Raw genomic sequence first — 25326 nt, 5'->3', positions numbered from 1 at the left:
TCTCCTTCTGTTCAATCTCTTTCTGTCCCGTCTCTAAAATCCTCTGTTTTTTAAATCGCTTACCAGGCCGACAAAGAACTCCCTCACGTCAAAATCACTGATATTTTCCCTGTTCAGATCAATCATATCTCCGTGTGAGATGCCCCTGCGCCCCTTTGTTGTGAGAAGTGTATACCGTTCTCCCCACTGGAATGAGCTCTCGGCCACAAGTCCGTCGTTGGGCCCGTCAAAATGTTTCACAAGCTCATGGGAGAAGTTCAGAGGAAAACGGCCGCCGGAAGCAACGTTTAACTTGGATCCTGTACTCTGGTAATATACGCCCGGTTTATCCGGGGCAATCTCGTTAAAATGGCTACAGGAAGAGGCCGTGAGATCACCAACCGCAGCCAGAAAATCCGGATTCTGATCACCCAGCTTTTTCAGCGCCGTGTTGTAGCTGGCCGCCACTTTTTCCTTCACCTGCACCGGAATTTTCCCCAGAAGGTAATCGGCGAAGATGCATCCCCTGTGGGGTGTATTCACCGTTGTCAGCGTTGCCACATACCGCTCCATGCCCAGCAGGCTGATCGCATACCGGCTGTCCAGCCCGCCTTTCGAATGGGCTATGATATTGACCTTCCCGCAGCCGGTCTCCCTGACGGTCTGCAGGATGCGTTTTGCAAGCTCTTCCCCGCAGTCCGCAACCGAGGCCGCCGACTGGTGGTTGCCGTAATAAATCACGGCTCCGTTCTGCTTAAGCTCACTTGGTATCCTGCCCCAATAGTTAAAATATTTGAAATCCCGGAAGAATACACCGTGGACCATCAGTATGGGATATCTGGTCCTGCAAATCTGCTCCTGCTCTCTTTCGCGGTTTTTCAGTATCTTACCGCTTTCAAATTTCACTTCCTCCGAAGCCGTTCTGATGATTTTCCACAGGGCAATCAGGTTGGCCGCCGGAATCCAGCCGCAGATAATGCCTATCACCCGCCATTTGATTCCAATCTGGGCCGATGTAGCGTAGACCCTGATAATTCCATTCCAGAACACAGCAGCCTCCACAAGCACGACGCAGAGAAGATTTCCAAACCACAGCACTGCATTGCCGGGAAATGAAGACGGTATCAATGACAGTAGGTACACAGCCGACGCGGCCATAGAGATGAGAAAAAGGATTAAAAGCTCACAGCCGCCCGCACACACGGCAAGCCGCCGTTTCGGCAGTTTCCTGCCTTCCGGCAGCGGCAGGATATTCACCAGCACAAAACACGGCAGAATCAGAAAAAGCCACTGAGGCCTCCTGTAAAGCAGTCCGAGAGCCGGTATATTGGCCGTCGCAAACAGGATGACAGCGTAGAATATACGGATGATGTATTTTATAATAGACTTCATTTTCCCGCCCCTTTCCAGTGAGCAGGAATGCCGGAATACACCGGCATAACATCTGCCCTCTGGTTATTATAGCTTACCTCGTTCTTCAAAACAAGACGGCGGTTTCCATGCACAGAAAAAGGGATTCTCCATCTGTCCACTGGAAAGTCCCTTTTTCTGTAATCATTCATTATTTTCTTTATTTTTGCTGATGGAAGCTATAGTAGATTCCCCCGTTCTTTACCCCGCCCCGGAAGCGGATCAGTTCGCTCACGGTCACAAACTGGTAGCCCTGTTCGGACAGGGCCGGGATAATCCGGACCGCCGCGTCTCCCGACGAATTATAAAGCTCGTGCATCAGGATAATATCTCCGTCCTTCACCTTACCGAGCACGGCCTCCGCCGCCTTGTCGGCACTCTTTGTTTTCCAGTCCAATGTATCGATATTCCACAAAATGATCGGATAATGGACGTTGTCTAAAACCGTGCTGTTTTTGCTTCCTCCCGGCAGACGCACCAGTCTGGGGCTCTCCCCCGTTATAGCCGCAACAGCCTGGTTGCAAAGCTCCACCTGGCTGACAATTTCGTCCGCACTCAGCCTGTTCAGATATTTATGGTCATATGTATGATTGGCAATTTCATGGCCGTTGTCATGCATTCTCTTGATTTCCGTCTTGTAATCCGCCACGCGGTTTCCCACAACAAAGAAAGTGGCGCGGCCGTTATATTTTTCCATACTGTCCATAATGCGGTTTCCTACCGGCGCATACGGCCCGTCGTCGAAGGTCAGTGCAATCATCGGTTTGGAAGGATCAATATATCTTCCGCCGCTTAGAACAGGACCTGCTTCTTCGGCCTCCTTCTCTACTTCCGCCGCCAGGGATTCGGCGGCCCGGGATTCCAGTTCCGCCTGTGTCTCCTGACTCACAGTCTGCCCGGAGACTGCCGTTCCCACGGGGGACGCCTGTTCATTCTGAAGCGTCTGTCCTTCCCGGCTCATCTGTCTCTCACTGGGAATTCTGTTTTCTGTCCCGGAACTTCCAGAGGCAGACGGAGCTCCTGCATATGCAGCCGTAGCCGCCGCAATCATGCATCCAAGAACCAGCATTGCCAGCGCCATCTTTTTAATCTTTCTTCTCTTCCGCCTCATCATAACAACTCCTTTTCTTCTGTACTGAATATTAGACGGAGAAAGGGCGGATAAAGTTTCATCCTGATTTTTTTTAATTGTGCATTAAATGCTTTTCACAAAACAGCGGAGCGATTTGCCTGCCATCCGCTCCATCTCCCAGGGATTTTCCCTCTCCCTGCTGTAAATCCATTTGATCAAAATATTCCACAGTCCGCCCATGTTAAAGAGCAGGCAGTATTCCAATTCCTTATCCGAGCACTCCTCTCCCCAATATTTCCTGAAACGCTCATAAATCTGCGGCCAGTATCGGTTGGAAACATCGATTAAGTGGCATAATAGATTATTACCTGCCAGCAGTTCCAGAAAGTCCATATGTTCCTGCCAGAACGTAAAATAAACCTCTATGATATGACGGACCGAATATTCGATATCCCTGTCTAAATACCGTATGTATTCTTCACAAATCTGCGTGCAGGCGTAAATGATTACCTCCTCCCTGGAACTGAAATTCCTGTAAAATGTCCTTCGGGCCAGCTGGGCATTCTCCGATATAGCCGTGATTGTAATGTCGGAATAGCGCTGTTTTTTCATCAACTCAAACAATGAATCGGCAAGCCACTTTCTGGACTGCTCCGCAATCGGATTTACTTTTTTCATATCTTCTCCTTTTGTGTCACGTTTCGCGCTCCTTTGTAGCACTTCTTCGCAAACGGTTGAAATACTGCTGTAAATATTATACTATCAGTTAGAAAGTGGCACAAGTGTGACAGTTCTATTTTCGGGATCGGCTTTGTAAAAGGAGGTACAAACTTGAAACTTCATCTGTATCAGCATGAATATCATGATTTTAATAAATTCCGTATCAATTGCGGCAGCTGCTCCGGGCTTTGCTGCGTCGCCCTGTATTTTTCCAGATACGACGGCTTCCCCTCCGATAAGAAGGCAGGGGAACCGTGCCGCGGCCTGGACGGCAATTTCCGCTGCCTGATTCACGGTGAACTTGGTTCGAAGCAGCTAAAAGGCTGTCTGTCTTATGACTGCTGCGGAGCCGGGCCGGTTACAGCCGCCCTGTACCCGGGTATAAACTGGAAATCGGCTCCCGATAAAGCCGGTGAGATTTTTGATGTTTTTGTTAAAGCATTTTATCTGCAGCAGATACAGTTGTATCTGACGGAAATCCTTAACCTGCTGCCGGCAGAACCGCTCTGGGAAGAAAGCAGGATTCATATTTTAAAACTGCATTGCCTGCTTCATTCCTCGCCCGAAGAAATTTTAGAATTTGATATCGAAAACTTTAAATTAAAGGTGAACCTCCTGTTTAAAAACACAATAAAATTTGTTAAAATGAAGGTGAACCATTCAAACGGCGCTCCGCGGAAAACCAATCTCATTGCACATAACTTTCAGAGAGCCGTGTTGGACGGTGCTGATTTCAGTTCTTCGCTCCTGATAGCGGCAAATCTGGAAGGCTGCCGCCTGACGGGAAGCTGCCTTCTGGGCGCTGATTTAAGGGATGCCAACATCAAAAACGCAGACCTCAGCGAATGTATTTTCTTAACCCAAAGCCAGCTTAACACAGCCGCAGGTAATAGCGGAACGCGTATTCCCGGCCATTTGTTAAGGCCGCTTACCTGGAAGAAATAGGCAGGCCTGAAATTTTTAAGATTTGATTGACGGAGCTTTTTTCTAAATTATTTGCCCGAACCGTACGGCTGCTGTTTAAACCGTACCATATTACGCAAGAAATCTCATTTTGTTTACAGTTAGTATTCCGCGAGCGGCCTTCAGCCGTTTCCGTGCATCACGAATCACGTTATTGAGCGCAGCACGCCGTTATGAGCGGGATCAGAGAAAGAACAAAAGAAAGGAACTTTATGACGGAACGTGAAAAAATGTTAGCCGGACAGCTCTATGACTGCGGAGACGGTGAGCTCCTGTCCCGATGGCACAAAGCTAAAAACCTTGTCCGTGACTACAATTGTACCGAATCTGAAAATCTGGCCGAAAAAGACAGAATTTTGGCAGAACTGCTGGGCGGACGGGGCGCCAATCTCTGGATCACGGCTCCCTTCTTCGCCGATTATGGAGATAATATCTACTTCGGTAATAACTGCGAAGTCAATATGAACTGTGTATTTCTGGACGACAATAAAATTACCATTGGAGATAATGCACTCATTGCGCCCAATGTCCAGATATACACGGCGTTTCACCCAACAAATGCAAAGGACCGGTTTAGCGGGCCAAAGGAAGATGGTTCTTTTGCATTCTGCAAGACACAGACCGCCCCTGTCACCATTGGAAATAACGTCTGGATTGGCGGCGGAGCGATTATCATGCCGGGAGTTACCATCGGAGATAATGTCGTAATCGGCGCGGGAAGCGTCGTGACAAGAAATATCCCCTCAAATAAGATTGCCTGCGGAAATCCCTGCCGTGTCATCCGGGATAACAATTGACGGTCGCAGGGATCCTCTTTCCTCCGCGGCCATCTCTGCGATGGCCGGAACCAGCTCTCGGGAAATTGCGAAACCTTCCTCTACATCATATTTTGCATTACACTTTGCATCATAAAAGGCGTGCCTTTCAGCACGCCTTAAACTGTTGATAAATCATCCAAATCCCACCATCCGTTCCTCCGCACAGATTCCGACCTGTTTCCACACCGGATTCCGTCCGGCCTCTGAAAGGCACTGGGAAACAGTCTCTACAAAAGTTTCCTGACCTGCTGCAACCCTGAGCTTTAAAGCTTCTTTCCGGTTGCGTCGTGTAATGGGTTCTAAATGTAAATCCAAAATAACAACTCCTAAATCATATTTTTATTATTTTAAAACAAAAGGTATCTCAGACCGACCAGCAGCGTAATGTGTACCGGGTAAAACAGGTAAAAGAAATACTTAATGCGCAGTTTTCCCCTCTCCCCATTGTAACAGGCAATCGGTATCAGAGAAAGCGCAGCCGTACCGAACAGGGGCAGGGATTCCAGGGCGGCAAGGACGCCGGTTGTAATAAAGCGCTTAGAACGCCGGTTCCTCAGAAGATACAGCGCCGCAATGATTAATATTCCAAAATAGCTGTAATCACTCTTAATCAGAAACGCAGCCACGCAGGCAGCGGCAACCGCGGCGGCCTGCATCCCCAGTCTTCCTTCATACTTTCTGAGAAAGCACATCATGACCACACCGATAAACAGTGTAAAATACACGTTCTGTGCTCCCCAGTATAGCTGACTGCCGAAAAATGCGGTGTCAAAGGGAATTTCCGAGATAAATGCAAACAAAAGCAAATTTCTTGCATATTTTCTCTCATCCCGTGTGTGAAGGAATCCCTCCACCAAAAGGAAACAGAATATCGGGAATGCAATTCTGCCAATGATCCGCAACACCAGATCAAGCAGATACCAGCGCATGCCCTCTTCCGTCCCTAAAATCATCATCATACGATCGATATCGTAAGAGCAGAGAATCCCATATTCGATGAGAGCCGCTCCTATATGGTCGATCAGCATTGTAAAGACCGCTATAAATTTCAGTGCGTTGCCGGTGAGGCACGCGGGGAAAAGTTTTCGTTTTTTTGTCATGGATTATACCCTGCCTTCTTTATTTAGTTAACAGGGAGCCACCCATTGTCAATAGTATCTTTTTGAATTACATCCCAGGGTTTATCCTGGATTCGATACGTTGATTTATTATCCGGTGCATGATACCACAGACCATTTTGTGGATTATAGATAAGATAAGCCACCCAAGCATCACCAGTATTATCCTTACTTGCCCCTGCATAAACTATAATATCATCCGTCCTTTTATAATCGGAAGTACCTTTAAAAATATATGGTTGTACATAAAGGTTCTTGTTAAATCCAGCTTTTTGTGTGTATTGCTTATCAAATTCAGGCCAACTGCCTCCTTGCTTATTTAACAAATAATCGCGTATTGCTGTATTATTAGAATTTGTTCCTGTAATTTTTATAGTCTCATCATGGGTTAGTCCCACAAAATCTTTCATTTCATTATATGCCTTTTGAGCCGCTGCCACGGCCGGATCTGTACTAATGCCATCACTATTTCCATGTTCACTACAATTAATCACAAAAAGTTCTTCTCCCTTATGTATTATTGAATAAAATCCTTTTGACGGACATTTGGGCTTAATATCATCTAGCACCTCCTCTGGAGTGACTTTCTGATTCTCAATCAATGCTACCTGATATTCCTGAATCACAACATCAATGTTATTCAGACATGCCGCCTTCCTGGACTTCTCAATATACTTCATAAACTGAGGCGCCAAAAGCCCTGTCAATATGATAAGAATTGCAATCGCAATAATCAGCTCGATTAAGCTGAAACCTCTGTCTTTTTTTCTCATGCCGCACCTTTTCCCACAAACTATAGTAAAAACATACAAAAATAATACGTCTTGTTCCTCCAGCCCATATGAGCATCTTAATCTTACCATTTTTGTTGTTTTTTTACCATACTTGTTTTGCGGATGATAAAAAATATATTGACAATCACTTCTAACAGGCGGGTAAGAGTCCGCACCGCATCCTCTTACCCGCCTGTTAAATTTAAATCGTTATTCCACCCGAAACGTATAATCGGTATTGTAAGTCCTCACATACAGAGTATCATCCTTCAGAATCAGATAATCCGCCTTAGACTTTAAAGGAAGTTGGGCAATGACCTGACCCGTGGCCAGATCAAGCTGGTAGAGGTTGTCCGGCTCCGCCGTGAATCCGTAGCCGCAAAGAAGGACATCTCCCTTTATTACAAAATTTCGCGCATTGCTCACCAGCGGTCTGCTCTTCCATAAAAGTTTCCCCTGTTTCAAATCCACCGCAGCCACATAGGCATTATGCGGGGATGTTTCCGCATAGGTGAGATGGCCAATTGAGAGGTACAGGATGTCATCCTTTACCTGTGCAGAGCGGATCGTCTGCCTTACGATAAATGCATCGCTCTCCTTAAAATCGTTTGCAAACTGGTAATCTGAAAAATTCAGGATATAGCTTTCGCCGCTCTCCTTTTTCGTTACCCGGATCAGGTAGGGCTCTCCCCCTTCTCCCGTAAGAATATCGCAGGTATAATTTCCCGTGTTTTCTACATCCGTGGTAAGATTGTTTTTCTCAAACCACGCTTCTGTGTCCGTGATCTGATTGGCCTCCTCCGTCAATTTTACAAGACTCAGGGGTGATGCCGCCGGTTCCGACACCTCTAAGCTGTAGTAATCCCAGGACGGATTCTCCATATGTATCTCGCCCGACAGCATTGGCGCTGTTTCCGGGCTCTCACCGGCAGTTTTCAGCACTGTTGTTTCCAGTGTCTCCTTACTCAGCTCATTATTATCTCCGGTAATGTTCCCCCCATTTTCTTCTATGCTGTTATCTTCCTGCGCTTCCGAACCGCTCTCTACCGCTGCGGCTGCCGTTATGGTGCCCGATGCCTCCTGATGGCTGCCGCAGCCCGCCATCAGAAGTCCTAATACCACAAGCGCCACACTTCCTGATCTCCGTCTCATCTTAATCTCCTCTACTGAACGCTATTTACTGTCTGTCCGAATTGCTGTTTTCTATTTCTTCATGGAGCATCTCCGCCGCCTGCTCCTCAATTTTTTCGATTTCTTTCCTTATGGCAGGATTTTCCTCTATCTCGCTTTTAATAAACATCATGAGAAATCCGGAAAACATCAGCGCTGCCGCAATCCAAATTGCCCGATTTCCCCATTTCATGGAAATGACGGCTCCAATCGCGGCTCCAATGGCAAAAATGAAAATAATAAAGTAATAGTGCTGCGCCTTCCGTTTCAGCTCCGGGTCTTTTGTAATATGATACCGTCCCAGCATCTCCGTCGCACTGCGCATATTGCCGATGCACATTGTCGTAGCGCATGGAATTCCGCGGAATTTACGGAAGCTGTTAACCTGCATTGCGCATGCAAAAGAAAGCAGAATATTGGCCGGGGTGTCCATGCTTTGAGGAAGAAATCCTGCAATCAGCAGCATCACAATCTCAATTAAAAGGACAATCTGCCTCCAATGCAGCAGCCGGTGCTCCTTATACAATTCATGAATCCACTCCGTCACATAGACGCCTCCGATAAATGCAAGGAGAGGAAAAAGGTATCGGATCGCGCTCCCCCAGTTTCCCGTTGCCAGGTTTTGTCCCAGCAATACAATATTGCCGGTCTGGGCATTCGCAAAAACCTTTCCCCTGCAGTTATAGGAATATGCATCCTGGAATCCGCCCGCCAGGGTCAGGACCACGCCCAGCGCCAGAGATTCCGACATCTGCCATTTGCTGTTCCTTACATACCCTGCTGTCCGTCCTGTCATCTCACTCTTCCTTTCGCCCTCCGCCTCTCTGTCAGAAGCATTTTCTGCGATGACGGCCAAAACCGCCGCCATCTTCATCCAGGCAAATTATACCGTATTTTGTGCCTCATTTCCATAGGAAATTTCACTTTTACCGAACAGCTCCGCCCCGCATTTAATCACTCCGCCCACAGAGAGCAGGCAGGTGATAAATTCCGAAAGGGTAAACGAAAGCCACACGCCCTCCATGCCAAACGCCAGGGAAAGCAGAAGTACGAGAGGAATAATAACCGCGCCGCCCCTTGTGACCGAGATAATAAAGGCCAGTTTCGGCCTCATAACGGCGCTCAGGAACGCGGCGGCCAGGATATTGATCCCGGCAAATAAAAAGCCCGTGAAGTACAGCCTGATTCCGGTCTTTGCAATCGCTACCAGCTCCCGGTTCCCCTCACTGTTAAAGATATGGACGATTGGATCCGTAAACAGGCAGACAATGAGATAGCCCGCAACCGCAAGAAAGACCGCCAGACCGACGGCATACCGGACAACCTGCCAAAGCATCCTTCCGTCTCCCCTGCCGTATCCGGTGCTGGCCAGCGGCTGAATTCCCTGTGCGATACCGGTAAACACGGCAATCACGACCAAAGCCAGATTAGCTACAATCCCATATGCCGCAACTCCGGTATTACCCGCCAGATTTAAAATAACGAGGTTAAATACAATCAATACAATCCCCGAAGATACCTCGGTAATAAAGGAGGACAGCCCAGGCATCAGAACGGCTCCGCTTCTTCTCAGTTCCGGCCGCACCGCCGCCGGATGGAATGTATTTCTTTTCTTTACAAAGTGAAGCGAAAGCACTCCCAGGCTCATGACAGGCGCCAGCCCGGTCGCGAAAGCAGCTCCGAATATCCCCATGGAAAGCGGAAACATAAACAGGTAATCCAGAATTACATTTCCTATACTCCCGGTCAGCATCGCCGCCATGGACAGGGCCGGATTCCTGTCATTGCGGACAAATGCCAGAACGACGTTATTCAGGATAAAACAGGGTGCAAAGCACAGGATAACCCTCAGGTAGGTGGCCGTCATTTCATGCGTCTCGCTGTTTGCCCCCAGCCAGACGGCAATATGGCCGGCAAAGAACACTCCCAGAAATGCAAATAACAGGCCTGCAAAAAGTCCCATCGCTGCAGTCCATGTAAAGACACGGTTGGCCTCTTCCTCCTCCCCCTGTGTCTTTAAGATGGCAAAACGTGTCGCCCCTCCAATGCCGAACATCAGCCCGGCCGCGCTGATGATACTGTATACGGAAATTGCCAGATTCAGGGATGCAAGTCCCGCCGCCCCGAGCGCCTTGGAAACAAAAAAAGTATCGGCCAGTATATAACAGGACAATCCTATCATTCCCATCACATTCAGGCTCACATACCGTGCAAACAGAGCCGGTACACTCTCTCCTCCATTACCGCCGCTGCGGCTGCGCTTATTTTTTATTGCTTCTGTGTGTGACATCACTCTGCTCCTCCCTGCCCTTTCCCTGCTCTTTCCTGTGATATAAAGAATCCCGCCTGCGGGATTCTCCGCCTGCGGCGGGTCGCTTTAGCGGCATGATTCCTCTCCGCCGCAGTGCGATCCTGCCCGGAGGGCTTTTTATATCATAGGAATACTTTCCTGTGATATAAAAAATGTCTGAACCCACTCCTGCTTAGACCTAACGGAGTGTGTTCAGACACTGAATTATTTACCCGGTGGCAAATAACTGTGTTTGTATTTTGAAATTGCTATCAGAATACCACAAGTTATTCTTTTTTTCAAGAACATAATTTCAGATTCTTTCTTCCGGCGCCGGTATCAGACTCTGATAAACATGGCCTCGTCCGGTATCTTCTCCATTTCCTTATCCCAGTTCTCTTTTTCGATATCCTGAATGGATACGGAAACCACCGATTCACTGATTCCCAGTTCACCGGCAATAGCTGTCCTCATTTTTTCTGCCAGGGCAGCCTTGGTGTCGTGGTCCCTGCCCGGATACATTGTAATTGCGATATGCGGCATGTTATGCACCTCCTGAATTCTTTATATGATTGTGTTTAAATCATTCAAATCAATACCCGTAAAAAATCTGTGTAATCGGCGAGCTCTTATCGAGAATCAGCGTATTATTGCCGTTCTTCAGAGCCGCTTTCGCCGCATCCAGTGAGCGGACAAAATTGTAGAAATCCGCCTTGCTGGAATCATTATACGCGTTGGAGAGGATCTGCATGTACTGGGCCTCACCCTCCGCCTTAATCTTTTCCGCCTCTGCCCTGGCCTCTGACTTCATAACGGATACTTCTTTTGTCGTGTTATTTTTAATCATCTGGGCAGAGGAATTACCCTGGGCCGAATAGGAGGCCGCGATATTGTTACGTTCTGAAATCATACGGTCATAAACCGCCTGTTTATTGTCATCCGGCATGTCCAGGGATTTTGTCTCCACGGCCAGCACGGTGATGCCGTAGCCGTCCAGCGAACTGCTGATATTGGAGTTTATATCAAGGGCCAGTTTGCCGTTTCTGTTCTCAATAATCTCGGCCTGATCCATATTGGAGATAACAGATTTCATCGAGGAGAAAACCGAAGCTGCAATTCTCGACTGCGCCTGGGCAATCTGACCGTTCAAATGCCTTGTAAACAGCACCGGGTCAGAAATTTTCCAGAGTACGAATGCATCGGCAATCATGCTCTTCTTTTCTCTTGTGATTACGTCGGATTTCGGGATATCATAAATCTGAAGTTCCTTCGGCACGGAAGCGCTCTCCTGTATAAACGGTATTTTGAGAGATACTCCCGGCGTCTCAATGACGTTGACAATCTCGCCGAACTGCTTAATTAATTTATATTCATTCGGGTATGTCACAACAATGGAAGAGGCCAGAATTACAACCGCCGCCAATGCTATAAAAACACCGATCACCTTATTCCCTGTTCGTTTCATTTGAGTCCTCCTTAATTGTCCTGCTCTGTGTTCTGCGGTTTCTGCTGTGCATCACCTTCAGCTGCCTTCTGCGAAGATGAGGCCGTCTGGCCGGGCTGATTGACCGTGCCTGACTGAGCCGGAGGGACATTCATGAAACTGTCCAGCGGAAGCATCTTCTGCGTCCCGCTTTCATCCACGATATAGACCTTCAGGCTCGGCAGAACGTCTTCCATCGTCTCATAGAACATTCTCTGCTTTGTGATCAGAGGATATTTGCTGTACTCCGCATACATCTGCTCAAAACGTGATACCTGGCCCTGCGCCTCGTTAATTCTGGACTGTTTTTCCGCCTCGGCGTTCTTGATGATCTGGTCGCACTCGGCTTCCGCCTGAGGAATCTTCTCATTTCTGTCCTTGTTGGCGTTATTGATGGCAGTTTCCTTACCCTGCTTTGCATTCTCCACGTTTTTAAAGGCGCTCAGAACTTCTTCTGTCGGCGGAAATCCATCCTGTATCGTGATATTTACAACCGAGAGTCCGATATCCTCCTCTATCATCCGGTTGGTCAGCTTTTCCTTGATTTCCGACTGGATTGCAGCCTTTCCCGTGGTGATGACATCATCCACATTGTATACTCCCACCGTGTCACGGATATAAGACTGGGCGAGCATCTTAAGTGTCGCCTCCGGGTCCTGGGACGCATAAAGATATTTAACAGGATCGTTCACCATGTATTCCAGATAGAAATCTGTATTTACAAAGTTAAAATCCTTTGTAATCATAACCGATTCTTCGTCAATGGACTGCCCTGTCTCAAGGCTGTAGCCGATAGGCATACCCGTAATGACCTTGGAAACCATCTTGACGTTCTGGATGAACGGTATCTTAAAATGAAGTCCCGCCTTGGATACTGCCTGAGGATTTCCCAGGGTTGTGACAACCGCGTAATTGTCCTCGTCCAGCATATAGTAGGAATTAATACCTGCAATAATTACGAAAAAGAGAAAAACCACCCCCAGCATTTTCTTATACGGAGGTTTTTTCCTGATCTTCTTTCCGTTACTGTCGAAGGTTTCAGGCTCCTTTTCCTTGTTTTTCTTCTTCAGTAAATCTTCAAACGGATTTTGGTTTCCGAATTGGTTTCCGCCAAAAGGATTTCTGTTTGTATACATTTTCACTCTCCTGTTCTTCTGTCTGATGCCTAACAGCACATTTCCTCTGTTGAATTTCCTGTCGTCTTTTCTTTTTGGTGCACTCTTCTATTCTATCCTTTTCCCCCGTCTATTGCAATTACATTTTTAGCGCTTTCTTAACACATATTTTTACTTTACTGTATTTTTATTGCAGCCGGACCGGAATTTCCAGTTTCTTTACCAGTTTATAGTAGGGGGATGCCAGCTGGAATGTCACCTCACTGCCGCCCTCTTCATATGCGATATTGAAGCCCTCCAGCCCGACGCCGTTTTCCTCATCCTTCAAGAGCGGGGTAAGGCCGCCGTTAAAATACATGTTACGTTCCGTCTCTTCTCCCGTGAAGCCGCTAACCATATAAAATTCCAGAGCCGGATTAGTGGAACTTGCCGTTGCATCAATTCGAACTATGGGTTTCGTCACCTTTTCTCCGTTTTCATCTACTCCAATCTCTTGTTTTTCCTCCGTTTTATGCACCGCCGTGAGAGTAATTACAGAGTCCCTGAATTCTACTTTCTGTTCAATCTCTATCTCCTTTTCAGGAATTTCCACTTTGATTACCGGTGAAACTTCCTCGGAGGCAGCAATCATCGCTTCCGGAACAAATTCTGCCGACCGGGGCGTTACGCCCTCCGGCAGTTTGCACGTATACTCCGTATAACTTCCTGCTTTTACGCCCTGGTAATTTTCTTTCACAGACGCATAACGCACCCTGTCTGCATTAACCATTACAGCCTCTTCCTGCCTATTCTTTTCCGGCTCCGGCACGACTCTGATTTGTGCCTTTCCCGGCTGAAGACGGAATCCATCCTCCGAATAGGTATTCACCGTCACCTTAAGTTTGCCTTCCTCTTCCTTTCCCACAGCGAAAACGTGGAATCCGTCCTGTGTGGTTATCCCGTCTATCTCCTCGAGAGTCTGGTATTCAGGCGCCTTTTCAAAAGCAAATACAAGCGGTTCATCGAATCCCTCTACCTCGAGTTTATATAATCCGTCCGGCTCCTTGGTTGTGAAGCCGCCGTCCTCAACACTCTTGACACAGAGTTTCGTCAGCGCTCCGTCCTCAAAAAATTTTTCATACTCGGTTCCCGAAGCTCCCGTCGTGAACGTCGTCCCGCCCGTCTGCATCCCGTTTCCGTAAATTCTGGCATTCCCCGTATAAAGTCCCGGTTTTTTATTCTCAAATATTTTTGTCTCAAAGTCACTTCTTCCGTAAATTCCCTTCTCCTCGTCCAGGCAGATGTAACTCCAGTCCCATTCCACGGATTCTCCCCGCTCCTGCTTCTCCCGGTTTTCCTTTTCCTGCTCCCTGATCTTTTTCGTCTCTTCCTCTGGCAGTACTTTCACGGAATAGTCGGTAATCTCAAATTTCACCGTCATACTCTGTCCCTGGCGCACCGCGCCAAACAGCCTGAGTGTTGCCATCCCGTTATCTACCTCAAAACAGACGCCTCCCCCGGCATCCTCACTGCGCGATAACTGGTAAAAAGCCGGACTGCCGGGTTCACATATCCCGTAGCCGTCCACAATCTGAAATCCTTTCACCACTTCCGCGTCTGCTTCGGCTCCGTCCTTCTCCCTGCCATCCTCCGCGTTTCTCCGTTCTACATCCTCACTCTCTGCCGTATTTTCTCTCTGATCTGCCGGAGCTTCAGAATTATGCTCCCCACTGTCTTTCCCCGAACCGCTGCAGCCGGACAAAACACCAGTAGAAGACAGGCATAAAATTACCGCAAGCGCTGCTATTTTCCCCTTTTTCATAAAAAACCTCCTTAATTCCTCTTAAAAAGAAATGACGGGATCAATGAGGACGATGACGCTATTTTTCATTAATCCCACTGTCTGTTTCCTGCATTTCCTGTACTCCGGTTATATATCTGATAATTATAAAGTTAATTTTACCATATTCTGTCTTTTCACTTATTGAATATTAATTAATCTATTCTTACGTTTTCATGGCGGAGATTCTTTTCCACCGACTTTTGCTCCATGCTCTGATTTTCCCCACAAAAAAACAGCATCCGTCATCCGGCAAGGAGCCTCTGACATCACTCCCGGCCGGAACAGATACCGTCTTTTTCCTGATCTTTTCTTTCACTTTCAGAATATCCTCAGAAATGCTTGCTCCCACCATCCAGGCAGCAGCCTCATTCTCATCCTATTAGTCCCTTGCCCAGCTCATAGGCTTTCTCAGCCCCTCTGGAATCTTTCATAGCGCCCTTGGCGCTCATTCCCGGAACGGTCAGAATCCCTTTGCTCTTCCAGCCGAGATAATTGCAGGTGTCCTCATATGCATCGATAGCTGACTTGTATACCCCGTCTGACATGGAATCCAGCATCAGGGCTGCATAGCGGATTGTAAATCCTTTTCTGGCTCTCGCATAGAGTCTGTCGATAGCCGCCTTTAACTGTGCGCTCACCGTAAACCAGTAGATTGGAGAAGCAAATACAATCATATCTGCGCCGTCCGTCAGCTCCAACACTTCTTTCATGTCATCCTTCTGAATACAGACTCCGTCATGGGAGAAACAGTATTCACAGGCCAGGCATGGGGCCACCTTTTTCTCCCCCAGATTTACCTTATGTACCTCATGCCCCTGCTCCGACGCTCCTTTTATAAAAGAATCCACCATCAGTTCCGTATTTCCACCCTTGCGCGGGCTGCCGTTTAAAACTACAATTTTCATCGCTATGCCTCCTTGTCGTCTTCCGCTTACCTGTCTGTTATTGCAGGCCGCCCGGGCACTTCGTCCCTATACCGGCCTGACGTATCCAAAACATAATACAAAAGAACCATCCTGCGCTTTTCCAGCAATCCGGCATCCTATATCTATTATTTTAACATCGGCAGATTAAATATTCAACTCGTTTACGATACCTCATAGAAGTGTTTGGAACAGTAACAACAGTTGAGACCAAAGATGAGGACGCATCATCTTCCTCAAATAAAATCAGCGCTGATTCGTCTGTCCTTTCCGCGTTCTGCCAGAGCGCGGTTTTTTTCATTGACCGGCCCAAATTCCGACAGGCAGCAGATGACCTGACTGCAGGAATCAAGGACTTCCGCCGCCCTGCTATACGTGTCCTCCCTGATCATTTCAAACGGAGCCTCGGAAATCACCTCCGCCGCCAATGCCTTTGCCACCGGGTAATCGATGTCATTCTCTCCAAGGATTCCGGCCGCAAAGGAGATCCCCTTTCGCTGCAGCCGCCTGTAAACAGGAATTCCGCTCCCGTTTCCACCTATGACAAATACCTGAGGCCTGCCTCCCACCGGCTCCATCTCAAGGCAGCCAAGCTCCGCATGATAGCTGCCCTTCGTGATTTTATAAAGTTTTGTAATGTAGGTGGTGGTGAAGATTTCTTCCGGCGTTCCGCAGCGTTCGATGGAATTTTCATTGACACAGACAACATAATCAGAGAGCTTCTGTGCTAAATCCAATTCATGGAGCGACATGAGGACCGCCACATTTTTATCGCGCACCAAGTTTTTAAGAATGGTCAAAAGTTCCAGCTTGTGGCGGATATCCAGAAATGATGTCGGTTCATCCAGTACGATGACTTTCGGTTCCTGGCAGATCGCGCGGGCAAGGAGAATCCTCTGCCTCTGGCCGTCACTGACCTCCGTAAAATCCTGCCCGGCCAGCTCCCGGGCATGGACAAGCTCCATGGACTCCCGGACTTTTTCCCTGTCTGCGCCGGAAAGGATTCCCAGACGGCCGGTATAGGGGTATCGGCCTGTAGCCACCACATCTTCACATGTCATAAGTTCGGGTTGGATCCGCTCCGTCATCAGGACAGACATCCGCTTCGCGATTTCCTTTTCCGGCATACCGTGCATGGATAAGCCGTCCAGAAAAACAGTTCCGCCAATCAGTCCCAGCTGCCGGATAATGCTTTTTAAAATCGTAGACTTTCCCGCTCCGTTCGGGCCAATCAGGGTAACAATCTCCCCCTGTTTTACATGGATTTCAATCTCTTTAATCAGAGGGACTTTTCCATATCCCACAGCCATGTGATCGGTGTAAATATAATCCTCTGCCACGAAAATCCCTCCTTACCGTATACTTTTTCTTACCATCATATAAATGACAATCGGTGCGCCGAAGACGGCCGTAACGGAACTGATGCTAAGCTCGGTGGGGGCAAATACCGTCCTGGCAATCAGATCACAGAACAGGCAAAACACCGCTCCTCCGAGAAAGCACCCCGGTATGATAAGAATCGGCTTTGCCGTTTTAAACAGGCTCTTCACCAGGTGAGGCACTGCAATCCCGACGAAGGAGACAGGACCCGCAAAGGCGGTGACACAGGCCGATAAAATACTGGACAGCAGGATGAGAGCCACCCGGAACAAACGGATATTCACTCCCATATTCTGTGCGTAAACCTCTCCCATCTGATACGCGCCGATTGGTTTGGCCATCAGAAAAACGAGGATAAACGATGCAAAAATCACCGCAGTCATTACTCTGATATTTTCCCAGGACATCCCGGAAAAGCTGCCCATCGACCAGTTGTGGAGGTTGACGATATTGGCGTCATCCGCAAATGTCACGGCAAAATCGGTTACGGCGGAACAGATATAACCTATCATAACCCCGCAGATAACAAGCATGGACATCTTTTTCACCCTTCCGGAGATCAGAAGGATAAGCCCCATGGAAATCATGGCTCCTGCAAATGCCGCCAGGATCATGACCGCCGAGCCCACGGCAATCCCCTTTCCCAGCATCGTGATCATCATCAATGATACCGCTAACTTTGCACCGGAAGAGATGCCGAGCACAAACGGGCCTGCGATCGGGTTTGCGAAAAATGTCTGCAGCAGAAATCCGGATACCGAAAGCCCGCCCCCCAGTATCACGGCCGCCAGAATGCGCGGCAGACGGATATCCCATACAATATGATAAGCTGTATCCTCCCCCGTTTTCCAAAACAGGATTTTGCATATTTCCCGCACGGACAGGCCGACGCTGCCCGAGCCTATGTTCCACAGAAGCAGAATGCACAAAAGGGCTGCCAGAAAGGCAAATGAAATACCATATCTCATCTTTGTTCTATTCGTCATATGTTAAACTCCTATTTGGCCGGCAGACATGTCTGCGGCCTGCTATTTGAGCCTGTATATGTATGTCATTTTGTCTGGTTCCGGACTGTCTTCGGTCAGTATTGTGTGAATGTCCACTATCATATCTCCCAGACCCGTGGTTTCCTGGAACATGTTTTTCTCCGTGCACCATACATGCCCTTCTTTCACGGCCTTGAAATCCGCCAGAAGTCCGCTTTTTGCAAGAAGCTCATCGACGGATTTAATCTCACCGTCAATGGCGCTGTTGTAGATAATATAGTCCGCCTCTTTCGCCGCGGCATAAAACGCCTCCATCTGCATGTTCATTGTGGACAGTGCGTTTTGATCCGTCTTGATATTCTGAGGGACATAGGTTCCCCCCGCCATATCTATCATACGTGCCACGTAATCCCCCGGTTTACGCACATTCACATATCCGTTTGAGCTGATATAGAAAAATGCCACTGTTTTCCCTGTGTTTTTTTGTTCCAACACACCGGCCAGATGCTCCATCTGTTCGTCGAAACGCGCCTCCGCCAGTTCCTCTTTTCCCAGCAGAGCCCCATAAAGTTTCATCCACTCCATCCTTCCCAGAGGATGGCTCTCATAGCTGGAACGTTCCACCAGAACGGGGATTCCCAGTTTTTCAAGCTGTTCTTTCACCTCGGGGGAATGGTTAATCATCGTAGATTCCACCGCCAGGCCGCATGATTTGGAAAGAATCAGTTCATAATCCGGCGTGCGGTATTTGCCTGCATAAAACATCCTTCCCTCTTCCAGCGCTTCTCTCGCCTCCCCGATATACCAGCCGGAGACATCCAGAGCGGAGAGTGTTATCCGATCGACGGCATCCAGGCTGCGGAACAAATCCATTGCCGAGGTGGCCGCCAGATAAATGTTTTCAAGCGGCTGCCTGAGCACCGTCACGTCATCAGGAAGAGCGGCCGGAGGCTCACAATACTCCGGTACAACGAGAAAACGGCCGCTGTTCCTGATTGAAATCAGAATGAACCCGCCCTCATAATAGTCCACGGAAAACTGATCCGCATAGAGAAGCTCCATGCTGTGATCGAACTTCAGATTGTTTAAGCGTTCCTCCTGAAAACCGGCCTGTTCCGCGGCTGTCCGTTCTGAAGATACTCCTTCTGCATCGGTCTGCCCTGAAGATGGCCCTTCCGCATCGGTCTGGCCTGCGGATGCCTCTTCTGCGGCGGACTGCCCCCGGGCCGTTCCGGACACTGTCCCACCCGGTGAAGAGCAGCCGCAGGCAAAGCACAAAAGCGCCCCCATTACAAAAATGGATAAATATTTTTTCATTCTCATTATTCAGCCTTTTTCAGAGTGGAGGAATCAAAGGTCAGCGTATATTCAATCTCGTGAGGCTCACTCATGGCTATCGTGTCCGCAATGACCGCTATTTTCCAGTCGAAGCCTCCGATGGGAATTTCGAAAGTTGAATTTCCTTCTTTATTTTTCAGCTCGTATTTCACGCCGTCCACCTTCATGTAATCATAATTGGAACTGCCCCAGACAACCGTTGCAAAGGCCTTGCCGTTCTCCACCCGGACAGCGGCCGGAGATTCCACAGACGCCCTGCCGGAGCCGCCGTCCAGGGTAACAGCCGCCGTATAATTTCCGTCTGTGAGCTTAAGGCTCTCCACCGTGGCAATCTTCCCGTCCGCAAACGCAGCGGACGGAAGGGAATCGGCACGGAACACCAGGACACGGTCATACCATTTTTCCTTCCTTTTACTGAATGCGCTTAAGTCAATCCCCATATCCAGGGCCTTAACCGGAATTTCAAATGTGTTGGTTCCGTCCGCAAGCTCCGTGTACGGAATATAGTCTTCCTCCGACGCCTTTACGGCCTTCTCTCCCGTTCCCAAATATACCTTCGAGTATCCGGTTCCGCTCATGGACATCACCGCGCTCATCGCGCCCTCTTTTACCGTAAGCTCACATTCCTCAATCCGGAACATGCTGGAACTGGAATCCACCTTTACAAAGTAAACGCCGTCCTTTACTTCGCTGCCGTAAACGGGCTCCATTCCGGCCTGCACAACGTCTATCTGACTGCCGGTCTCCTGAGCCGAGGCAAGTCTGTCATCTCCCTGTTCCGACGCTGCGCCGGATTCTCCCAGTGTCTCCCCGCCGGAGCTTTTACTTTCATCCGCGCCGGATCCCACCGTCTCTGATACCATCTTTCCCGCATCTGCGGCCGGTGTTTTGGAACCGCAGCCTGCCGTCAGGAGGCACAGAGCCAGAAACGCCGCCGGCCACCCTTTTCTCTGAATTCTCATCTGTCTTCCACCTTTAAAAGGGCGATCAGTAAAATATCCCGACCGCCCGTTTTTCTTCCTGATTTATTTCTCTTATTCCAGTTTCCGTTATTACTTATTCAGGCTGTCCACTGCTGCCTTTGCATGCTCTACAAAAAGCTGCTGAATCGGCTCCATCTCACCGAGTCCGCGGACAAGGCAGGTCACTTCATAACCTGCGCCCTCAAACGCCGTTTTCCAGGAACCTTCCTCGTCGCCTGCCATATCGTTGTTGGCGTGATCGCCTGCAACTATCATAAGAGGCTCTAAAACCACCTTTTTGTATTCACCCTTCTTGACTGCCCCAAGGACGTCATCCAGACTTGGCGCTGCCTCTACGGTGCCTACAAAGTAATTCTTATATCCCGATTCCGTCAGCATATCCTGCATCTTCGCATATACCTGATTGGAATCCGCTTCCGTGCCGTGGCCCATGAAACAGATGGCTGTTTCTCCGTCATCATACTCAGCGGTTGCCTCTGTGACAGCTTTGATAACTGCTTTGAAATCATCATCGGAAGTGAGTAACGGTTCTCCTATTGCGACTTTCTCAAACGAATCGGAATACTCAGCCACCTCGTTGACAAGATCGGTATATTCCAGGCCATTCATCAGATGAGTAGGCTGAATCACAAGGTTCTTAACTCCGTTATCTACCGCGCGGCCGAGCGCTTCGCCCACATTGTCGATAGCAATGTTATCGCGTGATTTAACATGGTCGATGATAATCTGGCTTGTAAAACCTCTTCTTACGGAATAATCTGGAAATGCATTTTCCATTGCATTCTCGATTGCCCCTACGGTGAGACGTCTGCTGTCATTGTAGCTTGTGCCAAAACTGACTACCATAAGTTCGTTCTCACCAATTCCATCCTGATTTCTGGCATTATCCAATGATGCATCCCCCGTATCATAATTCTCTTCGTCCTCTTCTTCCGCTTCCACTGTCTCCTCCGCGGCCGCAGCCTCCTCAGTGGCGGTCTCCTCCGCAGTCTCCGCCGTCACGTCCGCGGCCGTTTCCTTCTGCCCGCTTGAACAGCCTGTCACCACTGCGGCCGACAAAGCTGCAAATGCAAATAATGCCACCAGTTTTTTGATCTTCATGTTCCTTATCCTCCTTTTTTTCTGCAACACGATATCGGAATATAGAAGGTATAGGAATATGCCATCATCCTCTGATGGAATCTCAAACCGGCGGCACTCACGCACAAATACGCGGCACTAAATCACCCTGCATCATAGAAACATGCACGGTTGTTCACACCGCAGGATGCATTTTCCCCGGTGCAAAAGATTTTTTCCCGTCTGAGTCAGAGATTCGCGGCCTGAAAACCGTAAATCGGCACAACCAATTGCTCGTGATTTGGAAGTTTATTCCTGTACCAACATCCGGCAGGTTTCCTGACTTGTACATCAGCACACGCAATCGCCTTCCCAATCCAACCCGGATCAGTGGCCATACATAACGCAGATTGCGCGCTCCTTACTCACAGTGACGAGATCGCACAGGTTTTTCACCTGTTTCCCTATTACCCGCTATCCGCAAAACACGGACAACGGCACCGGATGTTCTTAACTCGATATGTTTTATATCCTACCACTGAATTCCTAAAAATGCAATATGCTTAAGGGGGGATGATTGAGAACGAAGAACGCAGCCGGGACGATCGCGATCCATTCCGACCCGGCCTGAAGAATCATTCATATGACTCGGACGCCATCTTAGAGGAGGACTTAGAGCTCGGCTAGACAACTAAATCCGCCGTTCTGCCGTACAGACTCCGATATGACGAATAAATCCGGTCATAAAGCAGGACGTTTTCCGGAATCGGTTTGTATGTCTCTTTCTTCATCGACACAAACCGTGCGGCGGCTTCCTCCAGGCCGGTAAACAGGCCCGCGGACACACCGGCCAGAAGACAGGCGCCGAGACAGGCCTGCTCCGTTACACTGCTGACAAAAATCTCTTTTCCTAATATGTCTGCCTGAATCTGCAGCCACACGGGACTTGATGCCCCGCCTCCGGAGGATATGATCCGGTCGCAGCGGTTTCCCGTCTGTTCCAGAATTTCCATGCAGTCACGCAGCGCGAAGGTTACGCCCTCCATAACGGACCGCGCCATATGTTTTCCCGTGTGGGCCAGATGGAGGCCGAAAAACATCCCTCTGGCATGGGTATCCATATGCGGAGTCCGTTCCCCTGTCAGATAAGGCAGGAAAATCAGGCCCTCGCTTCCCGCGGGAACCTCCCCTGCCATTGCATTCAGCATGTCGAAGCCTTCCACTTTCAGAATGTTGTCTTTCAGCCATTTGAGGGACATCCCGGCGTTCAGGACCGCGCCGTATATGGTATAACCCCCGTTCACGCCGTGGCAGAAAGTCTGGGTCCGGAACGACGGGTCGTAGACCGGATTTTTGGAAAAAGCAGATACCTGTCCCCCGGTTCCGATATTACAGATAAAGGTACCCTCTTTAAACACTCCGTTCCCTATGCTTTGGGCCTGTTGATCTCCCAGGCCGAAGATGACCTGCACCGACTCACCGAGTCCCGTCTGCGCAGCACATTCGCGGCTTATCCGTCCCTGAACCGCACCCGACTCGCTGCACTTCGGGAAGATTTCTTCCGGCAGGCCGCACAAGCCGAGAAGTTCCCAGGCCCAATCGCGTTTTACGATATCAAACATCAGCGAAGCCGATGCATCTGTGGCCTCCGCACCAAATAAGCCGGTCATCTTATAACGGATATAATCTTTCGGCTGCATGACTTTGTAAATTCTGTCAAAACATTCCGGTTCGTGCTTTTTCACCCAGCAAAGCGACGGCAGTGCAAATCCGGGAAAAATTCTGTTGCGCAGGCTGTCCGTTCGGATCCGCTCCGGGATCCGTTCTTCAAGCTCCAGACACTCTTCCCCCGAGCGCTGATCCTGCCACAGGATGGCAGGTCGAATCGGACGGCCGTTTCTGTCTGTCATCACAAGACCGTGCATCTGCCCTGAAAATCCCACGGCAGAGACCGCTTCAAAATACCTGCCGTGCTTCTCCCCGAGGCGGGATAGACAGGCCAGCACAGCCTCCCACCACAAATCCGGCTCCTGTTCCGAATACCCGATCTGAGGTATGGAAACATCGTACTTCTCGCTCTCCACTCCTAGGACACCTGTCTTTTCGTCCAGCAGCATAACTTTTGTTCCCGATGTCCCGATATCAATTCCCAGTATGGATGCCATCTTTTATTCCTCCCTGCGTGTCAGGCATATCTGCTCATCTTCTTCACATCTTGTTTAAAATGCAATCATATTTTTTCTGTGAACCCGCTTTGCCTTTTTCTGCACTTACAGTTTTGTTATCTGTCTCTTTAACCTTTATCCTTTACCGCCTTACATCTTATTCTGACATAGTCCGAATACCATTTTCCTTCACGGTACAGCTTTTCCTTCAGCCGTTCCACCGCATCACTGATGATTTCACTTCTCACCTCTTTATCCGCTCCGTCAAAGGGAGTCTTTATAAACATGTCAATCCAGTCATACAGCCCGTCGTCCCCCTTCAGTTCGGTTGGTCTGTCAAATAATACGGCGTAAACCACTTTAAAGCCGGTTTTTTCAAGCAAAGAGGCATATTCGCCGATGGTAGGGAAATAAAAAGGCATTTTGTAAGCAAGTTCCCTGTCTGTAAAAGCCTGCCTGAGCGCCTCGTGAATCAGGACATTATTTCCGCATCCTCCAAATTCAAAGACAAACTGCCCGTTGTCTTTCAGCGCCCGGTACACACAGCGCAGCACATCCGTCTGTTTTTCTTCGGCAATCCAGTGAAGCACCGCATTGGAAAAGACGATATCTACCTTTTCCGGAAGTGTAAAATCGGACGCATCTCCCTGGTAAAAAGTAAGCTCTGGATAAGTTTCCCCGGCGATTTTAAGCAGTTCGGGAGAAGCATCCAGGCCGGTTGCATTTAACCCCAGCTCTGCCAGCCTGTTTGTAAGAGCTCCGTTTCCGCATCCTAAATCCAGTACGGATGTCCTGTTCTCCATGTCAATCAGTTTAATGACGTCATTGCCATATTCGTGCACAAATGAAAAGTCCTGTGTATATTTATCCGCGTTCCATTTGAGATCCATAACCCAACCTCCTGACGGCCGGAATTTTTTATTTTGCCGTTTGCTTTCATTATACAGGATTCGTTTTGATAAAACTAATCTTTATTTTGAATATATTTATCGAAATTTTTGCTCATTCTAACCGGGATCGGATAAACCGCTCATGGTATACCTGAAATGTTTGAAGGAGATAATTCAAATGAAAAATGGATTATGTTCAGGATGGAATTCTCCTCAGAATAGGGTTGAAGCCAGGCGTTTAAGCCTGGCTCCTTGAAAGAATATAAGATAGACCTGGAAAAGTCTACCTTATATAAACGTTTTAATTTTTGTTTTGTGACAGGTTTTTACAACTTTTTTCAAAATATTTTAAAAATTTAGTTTTCTTCCACTTTTACTTCCAGATTCCGCTGTTGTTCCCTGCCCACAGGCATTCATTTATTGATATTAATCTGTATTAAAGCTTTGCCCTTCTGCGTTCTCCGCCGTGGGCTGAATTGGGTAATATCATATATCTCGCCATATTTTTTGCTCAACTCGGATAACTCGCCCTTTACGCTCTCCATGTCACCGCCGTCCATATGTTCGTCTATGGTTTCCATCTGGGTTCTGAGCGTGGGCTCGATGTAAACGTACAGCTGATAGTAATTCACCTTATACTCTTTTTTGTTTTCGGGCGTATTGTCTGAAATGCATTTTCCAATGCTCCCGGCATACTGCTCGTACAGATATAGGCTGCGGCAATTTCTCTCTCTGGAACCGTTTGTCTTTATAAGGACATATACCGCGATTATTACGGCGGCGATGGATACTATCACACTGATCACTTCTGAATTTAAATACATGGTATGTATATTCTCCCTTCCCATTTTCCCCTATCATATCACAAA

Annotated in this window: 24 protein-coding genes and 1 riboswitch; of the genes, 2 read left to right on the top strand and 22 right to left on the bottom strand. The window is 48.4% G+C overall.

Annotated features, from left to right (window positions below):
* Positions 1-33: 33 nt before the first annotated feature.
* From EJL91_RS18680 to EJL91_RS18670, 3 genes are all read right to left on the bottom strand, one after another.
* Positions 34-1371 carry an esterase/lipase family protein gene (locus EJL91_RS18680; protein ID WP_164516887.1) on the bottom strand — a complete coding sequence of 446 codons (1338 nt, stop codon included), beginning with the start codon at positions 1369-1371 and terminating at the stop codon, positions 34-36.
* A 178-nt stretch (positions 1372-1549) separates the two neighbouring features.
* A complete protein-coding gene (locus EJL91_RS18675) occupies positions 1550-2503 on the bottom strand; it encodes a polysaccharide deacetylase family protein (RefSeq protein WP_341467033.1) in 954 nt (317 codons plus the stop codon).
* An 81-nt stretch (positions 2504-2584) separates the two neighbouring features.
* On the bottom strand, positions 2585-3139 hold the full coding sequence (locus tag EJL91_RS18670) for a TetR/AcrR family transcriptional regulator (protein ID WP_125143473.1): 555 nt from the start codon (positions 3137-3139) through the stop codon (positions 2585-2587).
* Between the two features lie 153 nt (positions 3140-3292).
* Here EJL91_RS18670 and EJL91_RS18665 point away from each other — a divergent pair, with 153 nt between their 5' ends.
* Positions 3293-4126 carry a pentapeptide repeat-containing protein gene (locus EJL91_RS18665; protein WP_125143472.1) on the top strand — a complete coding sequence of 278 codons (834 nt, stop codon included), beginning with the start codon at positions 3293-3295 and terminating at the stop codon, positions 4124-4126.
* A gap of 230 nt (positions 4127-4356) precedes the next feature.
* Complete coding sequence (locus tag EJL91_RS18660) at positions 4357-4941, top strand: sugar O-acetyltransferase (RefSeq protein ID WP_125143471.1); 585 nt, start codon at positions 4357-4359, stop codon at positions 4939-4941.
* A gap of 153 nt (positions 4942-5094) precedes the next feature.
* Here the strand turns inward: EJL91_RS18660 and EJL91_RS18655 are convergent, their stop codons facing one another.
* From EJL91_RS18655 to EJL91_RS18565, 19 genes are all read right to left on the bottom strand, one after another.
* Complete coding sequence (locus tag EJL91_RS18655) at positions 5095-5277, bottom strand: hypothetical protein (RefSeq protein WP_125143470.1); 183 nt, start codon at positions 5275-5277, stop codon at positions 5095-5097.
* 32 nt (positions 5278-5309) lie between these two features.
* On the bottom strand, positions 5310-6062 hold the full coding sequence (locus EJL91_RS18650) for a TraX family protein (RefSeq protein ID WP_125143469.1): 753 nt from the start codon (positions 6060-6062) through the stop codon (positions 5310-5312).
* 23 nt (positions 6063-6085) lie between these two features.
* Positions 6086-6853, bottom strand: a complete 768-nt coding sequence (locus EJL91_RS18645) for a prepilin-type N-terminal cleavage/methylation domain-containing protein (RefSeq protein ID WP_125143468.1) — start codon at positions 6851-6853, stop codon at positions 6086-6088.
* A gap of 210 nt (positions 6854-7063) precedes the next feature.
* Positions 7064-8005 (bottom strand): hypothetical protein, encoded by a 942-nt coding sequence (locus EJL91_RS18640; RefSeq protein ID WP_125143467.1) that lies wholly within the window; start codon positions 8003-8005, stop codon positions 7064-7066.
* Positions 8006-8030: 25 nt separating this feature from the next.
* Positions 8031-8819, bottom strand: a complete 789-nt coding sequence (locus EJL91_RS18635) for a YoaK family protein (RefSeq protein ID WP_125143466.1) — start codon at positions 8817-8819, stop codon at positions 8031-8033.
* An 87-nt stretch (positions 8820-8906) separates the two neighbouring features.
* The gene (locus EJL91_RS18630) at positions 8907-10313 is read right to left on the bottom strand and encodes an MATE family efflux transporter (RefSeq protein WP_125143465.1); all 1407 of its coding nucleotides are present in this window, start codon (positions 10311-10313) and stop codon (positions 8907-8909) included.
* Positions 10314-10652: 339 nt separating this feature from the next.
* Complete coding sequence (locus EJL91_RS18625; protein ID WP_125143464.1) at positions 10653-10856, bottom strand: tautomerase family protein; 204 nt, start codon at positions 10854-10856, stop codon at positions 10653-10655.
* Positions 10857-10905: 49 nt separating this feature from the next.
* A complete protein-coding gene (hflC, locus tag EJL91_RS18620; protein WP_125143463.1) occupies positions 10906-11778 on the bottom strand; it encodes a protease modulator HflC in 873 nt (290 codons plus the stop codon).
* Positions 11779-11789: 11 nt separating this feature from the next.
* On the bottom strand, positions 11790-12932 hold the full coding sequence (gene hflK, locus EJL91_RS18615; protein WP_125143462.1) for an FtsH protease activity modulator HflK: 1143 nt from the start codon (positions 12930-12932) through the stop codon (positions 11790-11792).
* A 166-nt stretch (positions 12933-13098) separates the two neighbouring features.
* On the bottom strand, positions 13099-14712 hold the full coding sequence (locus EJL91_RS18610; protein ID WP_125143461.1) for a hypothetical protein: 1614 nt from the start codon (positions 14710-14712) through the stop codon (positions 13099-13101).
* A gap of 392 nt (positions 14713-15104) precedes the next feature.
* Positions 15105-15638: a flavodoxin family protein gene (locus EJL91_RS18605; protein ID WP_125143460.1), complete on the bottom strand. Its 534-nt coding sequence runs from the start codon at positions 15636-15638 to the stop codon at positions 15105-15107.
* 254 nt (positions 15639-15892) lie between these two features.
* Positions 15893-16996 carry an ABC transporter ATP-binding protein gene (locus EJL91_RS18600; RefSeq protein ID WP_125143459.1) on the bottom strand — a complete coding sequence of 368 codons (1104 nt, stop codon included), beginning with the start codon at positions 16994-16996 and terminating at the stop codon, positions 15893-15895.
* Positions 16997-17008: 12 nt separating this feature from the next.
* Entirely contained in the window at positions 17009-18022 is a 1014-nt protein-coding gene (locus tag EJL91_RS18595) for a FecCD family ABC transporter permease (RefSeq protein WP_125143458.1), read from the bottom strand.
* A gap of 42 nt (positions 18023-18064) precedes the next feature.
* Complete coding sequence (locus EJL91_RS18590; RefSeq protein WP_423243457.1) at positions 18065-19339, bottom strand: ABC transporter substrate-binding protein; 1275 nt, start codon at positions 19337-19339, stop codon at positions 18065-18067.
* A 5-nt stretch (positions 19340-19344) separates the two neighbouring features.
* Entirely contained in the window at positions 19345-20322 is a 978-nt protein-coding gene (locus EJL91_RS18585) for a hypothetical protein (RefSeq protein WP_125143456.1), read from the bottom strand.
* A 90-nt stretch (positions 20323-20412) separates the two neighbouring features.
* Complete coding sequence (locus EJL91_RS18580; protein WP_125143455.1) at positions 20413-21444, bottom strand: sirohydrochlorin cobaltochelatase; 1032 nt, start codon at positions 21442-21444, stop codon at positions 20413-20415.
* A 270-nt stretch (positions 21445-21714) separates the two neighbouring features.
* A riboswitch (cobalamin riboswitch) is annotated at positions 21715-21922 on the bottom strand.
* Positions 21923-22085: 163 nt separating this feature from the next.
* Positions 22086-23567: a xylulokinase gene (xylB, locus tag EJL91_RS18575; RefSeq protein ID WP_125143454.1), complete on the bottom strand. Its 1482-nt coding sequence runs from the start codon at positions 23565-23567 to the stop codon at positions 22086-22088.
* Positions 23568-23695: 128 nt separating this feature from the next.
* Positions 23696-24457, bottom strand: a complete 762-nt coding sequence (locus EJL91_RS18570; RefSeq protein WP_125143453.1) for a class I SAM-dependent methyltransferase — start codon at positions 24455-24457, stop codon at positions 23696-23698.
* Between the two features lie 413 nt (positions 24458-24870).
* The gene (locus EJL91_RS18565) at positions 24871-25281 is read right to left on the bottom strand and encodes a hypothetical protein (protein ID WP_125143452.1); all 411 of its coding nucleotides are present in this window, start codon (positions 25279-25281) and stop codon (positions 24871-24873) included.
* Positions 25282-25326: the final 45 nt, after the last annotated feature.

It is taken from the genome of Clostridium transplantifaecale, from assembly GCF_900626075.1.
In the GTDB taxonomy this organism is placed as follows: Bacteria; Bacillota; Clostridia; order Lachnospirales; family Lachnospiraceae; genus Otoolea; species Otoolea transplantifaecalis.
The sequence above is the reverse complement of the archived record's forward strand: the minus strand, read 5'-3'. Positions and strand labels throughout refer to the sequence as shown.

Bases quoted from the DNA above. Each gene is read 5' to 3' on its own strand.
- EJL91_RS18680 (WP_164516887.1), bottom strand. From the start codon at position 1,371: ATGAAGTCTATTATAAAATACATCATCCGTATATTCTACGCTGTCATC.
- EJL91_RS18675 (WP_341467033.1), bottom strand. From the start codon at position 2,503: ATGATGAGGCGGAAGAGAAGAAAGATTAAAAAGATGGCGCTGGCAATG.
- EJL91_RS18670 (WP_125143473.1), bottom strand. From the start codon at position 3,139: ATGAAAAAAGTAAATCCGATTGCGGAGCAGTCCAGAAAGTGGCTTGCC.
- EJL91_RS18660 (WP_125143471.1), top strand. From the start codon at position 4,357: ATGACGGAACGTGAAAAAATGTTAGCCGGACAGCTCTATGACTGCGGA.
- EJL91_RS18650 (WP_125143469.1), bottom strand. From the start codon at position 6,062: ATGACAAAAAAACGAAAACTTTTCCCCGCGTGCCTCACCGGCAACGCA.
- EJL91_RS18645 (WP_125143468.1), bottom strand. From the start codon at position 6,853: ATGAGAAAAAAAGACAGAGGTTTCAGCTTAATCGAGCTGATTATTGCG.
- EJL91_RS18640 (WP_125143467.1), bottom strand. From the start codon at position 8,005: ATGAGACGGAGATCAGGAAGTGTGGCGCTTGTGGTATTAGGACTTCTG.
- EJL91_RS18635 (WP_125143466.1), bottom strand. From the start codon at position 8,819: ATGACAGGACGGACAGCAGGGTATGTAAGGAACAGCAAATGGCAGATG.
- EJL91_RS18630 (WP_125143465.1), bottom strand. From the start codon at position 10,313: ATGTCACACACAGAAGCAATAAAAAATAAGCGCAGCCGCAGCGGCGGT.
- EJL91_RS18625 (WP_125143464.1), bottom strand. From the start codon at position 10,856: ATGCCGCATATCGCAATTACAATGTATCCGGGCAGGGACCACGACACC.
- hflC (WP_125143463.1), bottom strand. From the start codon at position 11,778: ATGAAACGAACAGGGAATAAGGTGATCGGTGTTTTTATAGCATTGGCG.
- hflK (WP_125143462.1), bottom strand. From the start codon at position 12,932: ATGTATACAAACAGAAATCCTTTTGGCGGAAACCAATTCGGAAACCAA.
- EJL91_RS18610 (WP_125143461.1), bottom strand. From the start codon at position 14,712: ATGAAAAAGGGGAAAATAGCAGCGCTTGCGGTAATTTTATGCCTGTCT.
- EJL91_RS18605 (WP_125143460.1), bottom strand. From the start codon at position 15,638: ATGAAAATTGTAGTTTTAAACGGCAGCCCGCGCAAGGGTGGAAATACG.
- EJL91_RS18595 (WP_125143458.1), bottom strand. From the start codon at position 18,022: ATGACGAATAGAACAAAGATGAGATATGGTATTTCATTTGCCTTTCTG.
- EJL91_RS18590 (WP_423243457.1), bottom strand. From the start codon at position 19,339: ATGAAAAAATATTTATCCATTTTTGTAATGGGGGCGCTTTTGTGCTTT.
- EJL91_RS18585 (WP_125143456.1), bottom strand. From the start codon at position 20,322: ATGAGAATTCAGAGAAAAGGGTGGCCGGCGGCGTTTCTGGCTCTGTGC.
- EJL91_RS18580 (WP_125143455.1), bottom strand. From the start codon at position 21,444: ATGAAGATCAAAAAACTGGTGGCATTATTTGCATTTGCAGCTTTGTCG.
- xylB (WP_125143454.1), bottom strand. From the start codon at position 23,567: ATGGCATCCATACTGGGAATTGATATCGGGACATCGGGAACAAAAGTT.
- EJL91_RS18570 (WP_125143453.1), bottom strand. From the start codon at position 24,457: ATGGATCTCAAATGGAACGCGGATAAATATACACAGGACTTTTCATTT.
- EJL91_RS18565 (WP_125143452.1), bottom strand. From the start codon at position 25,281: ATGTATTTAAATTCAGAAGTGATCAGTGTGATAGTATCCATCGCCGCC.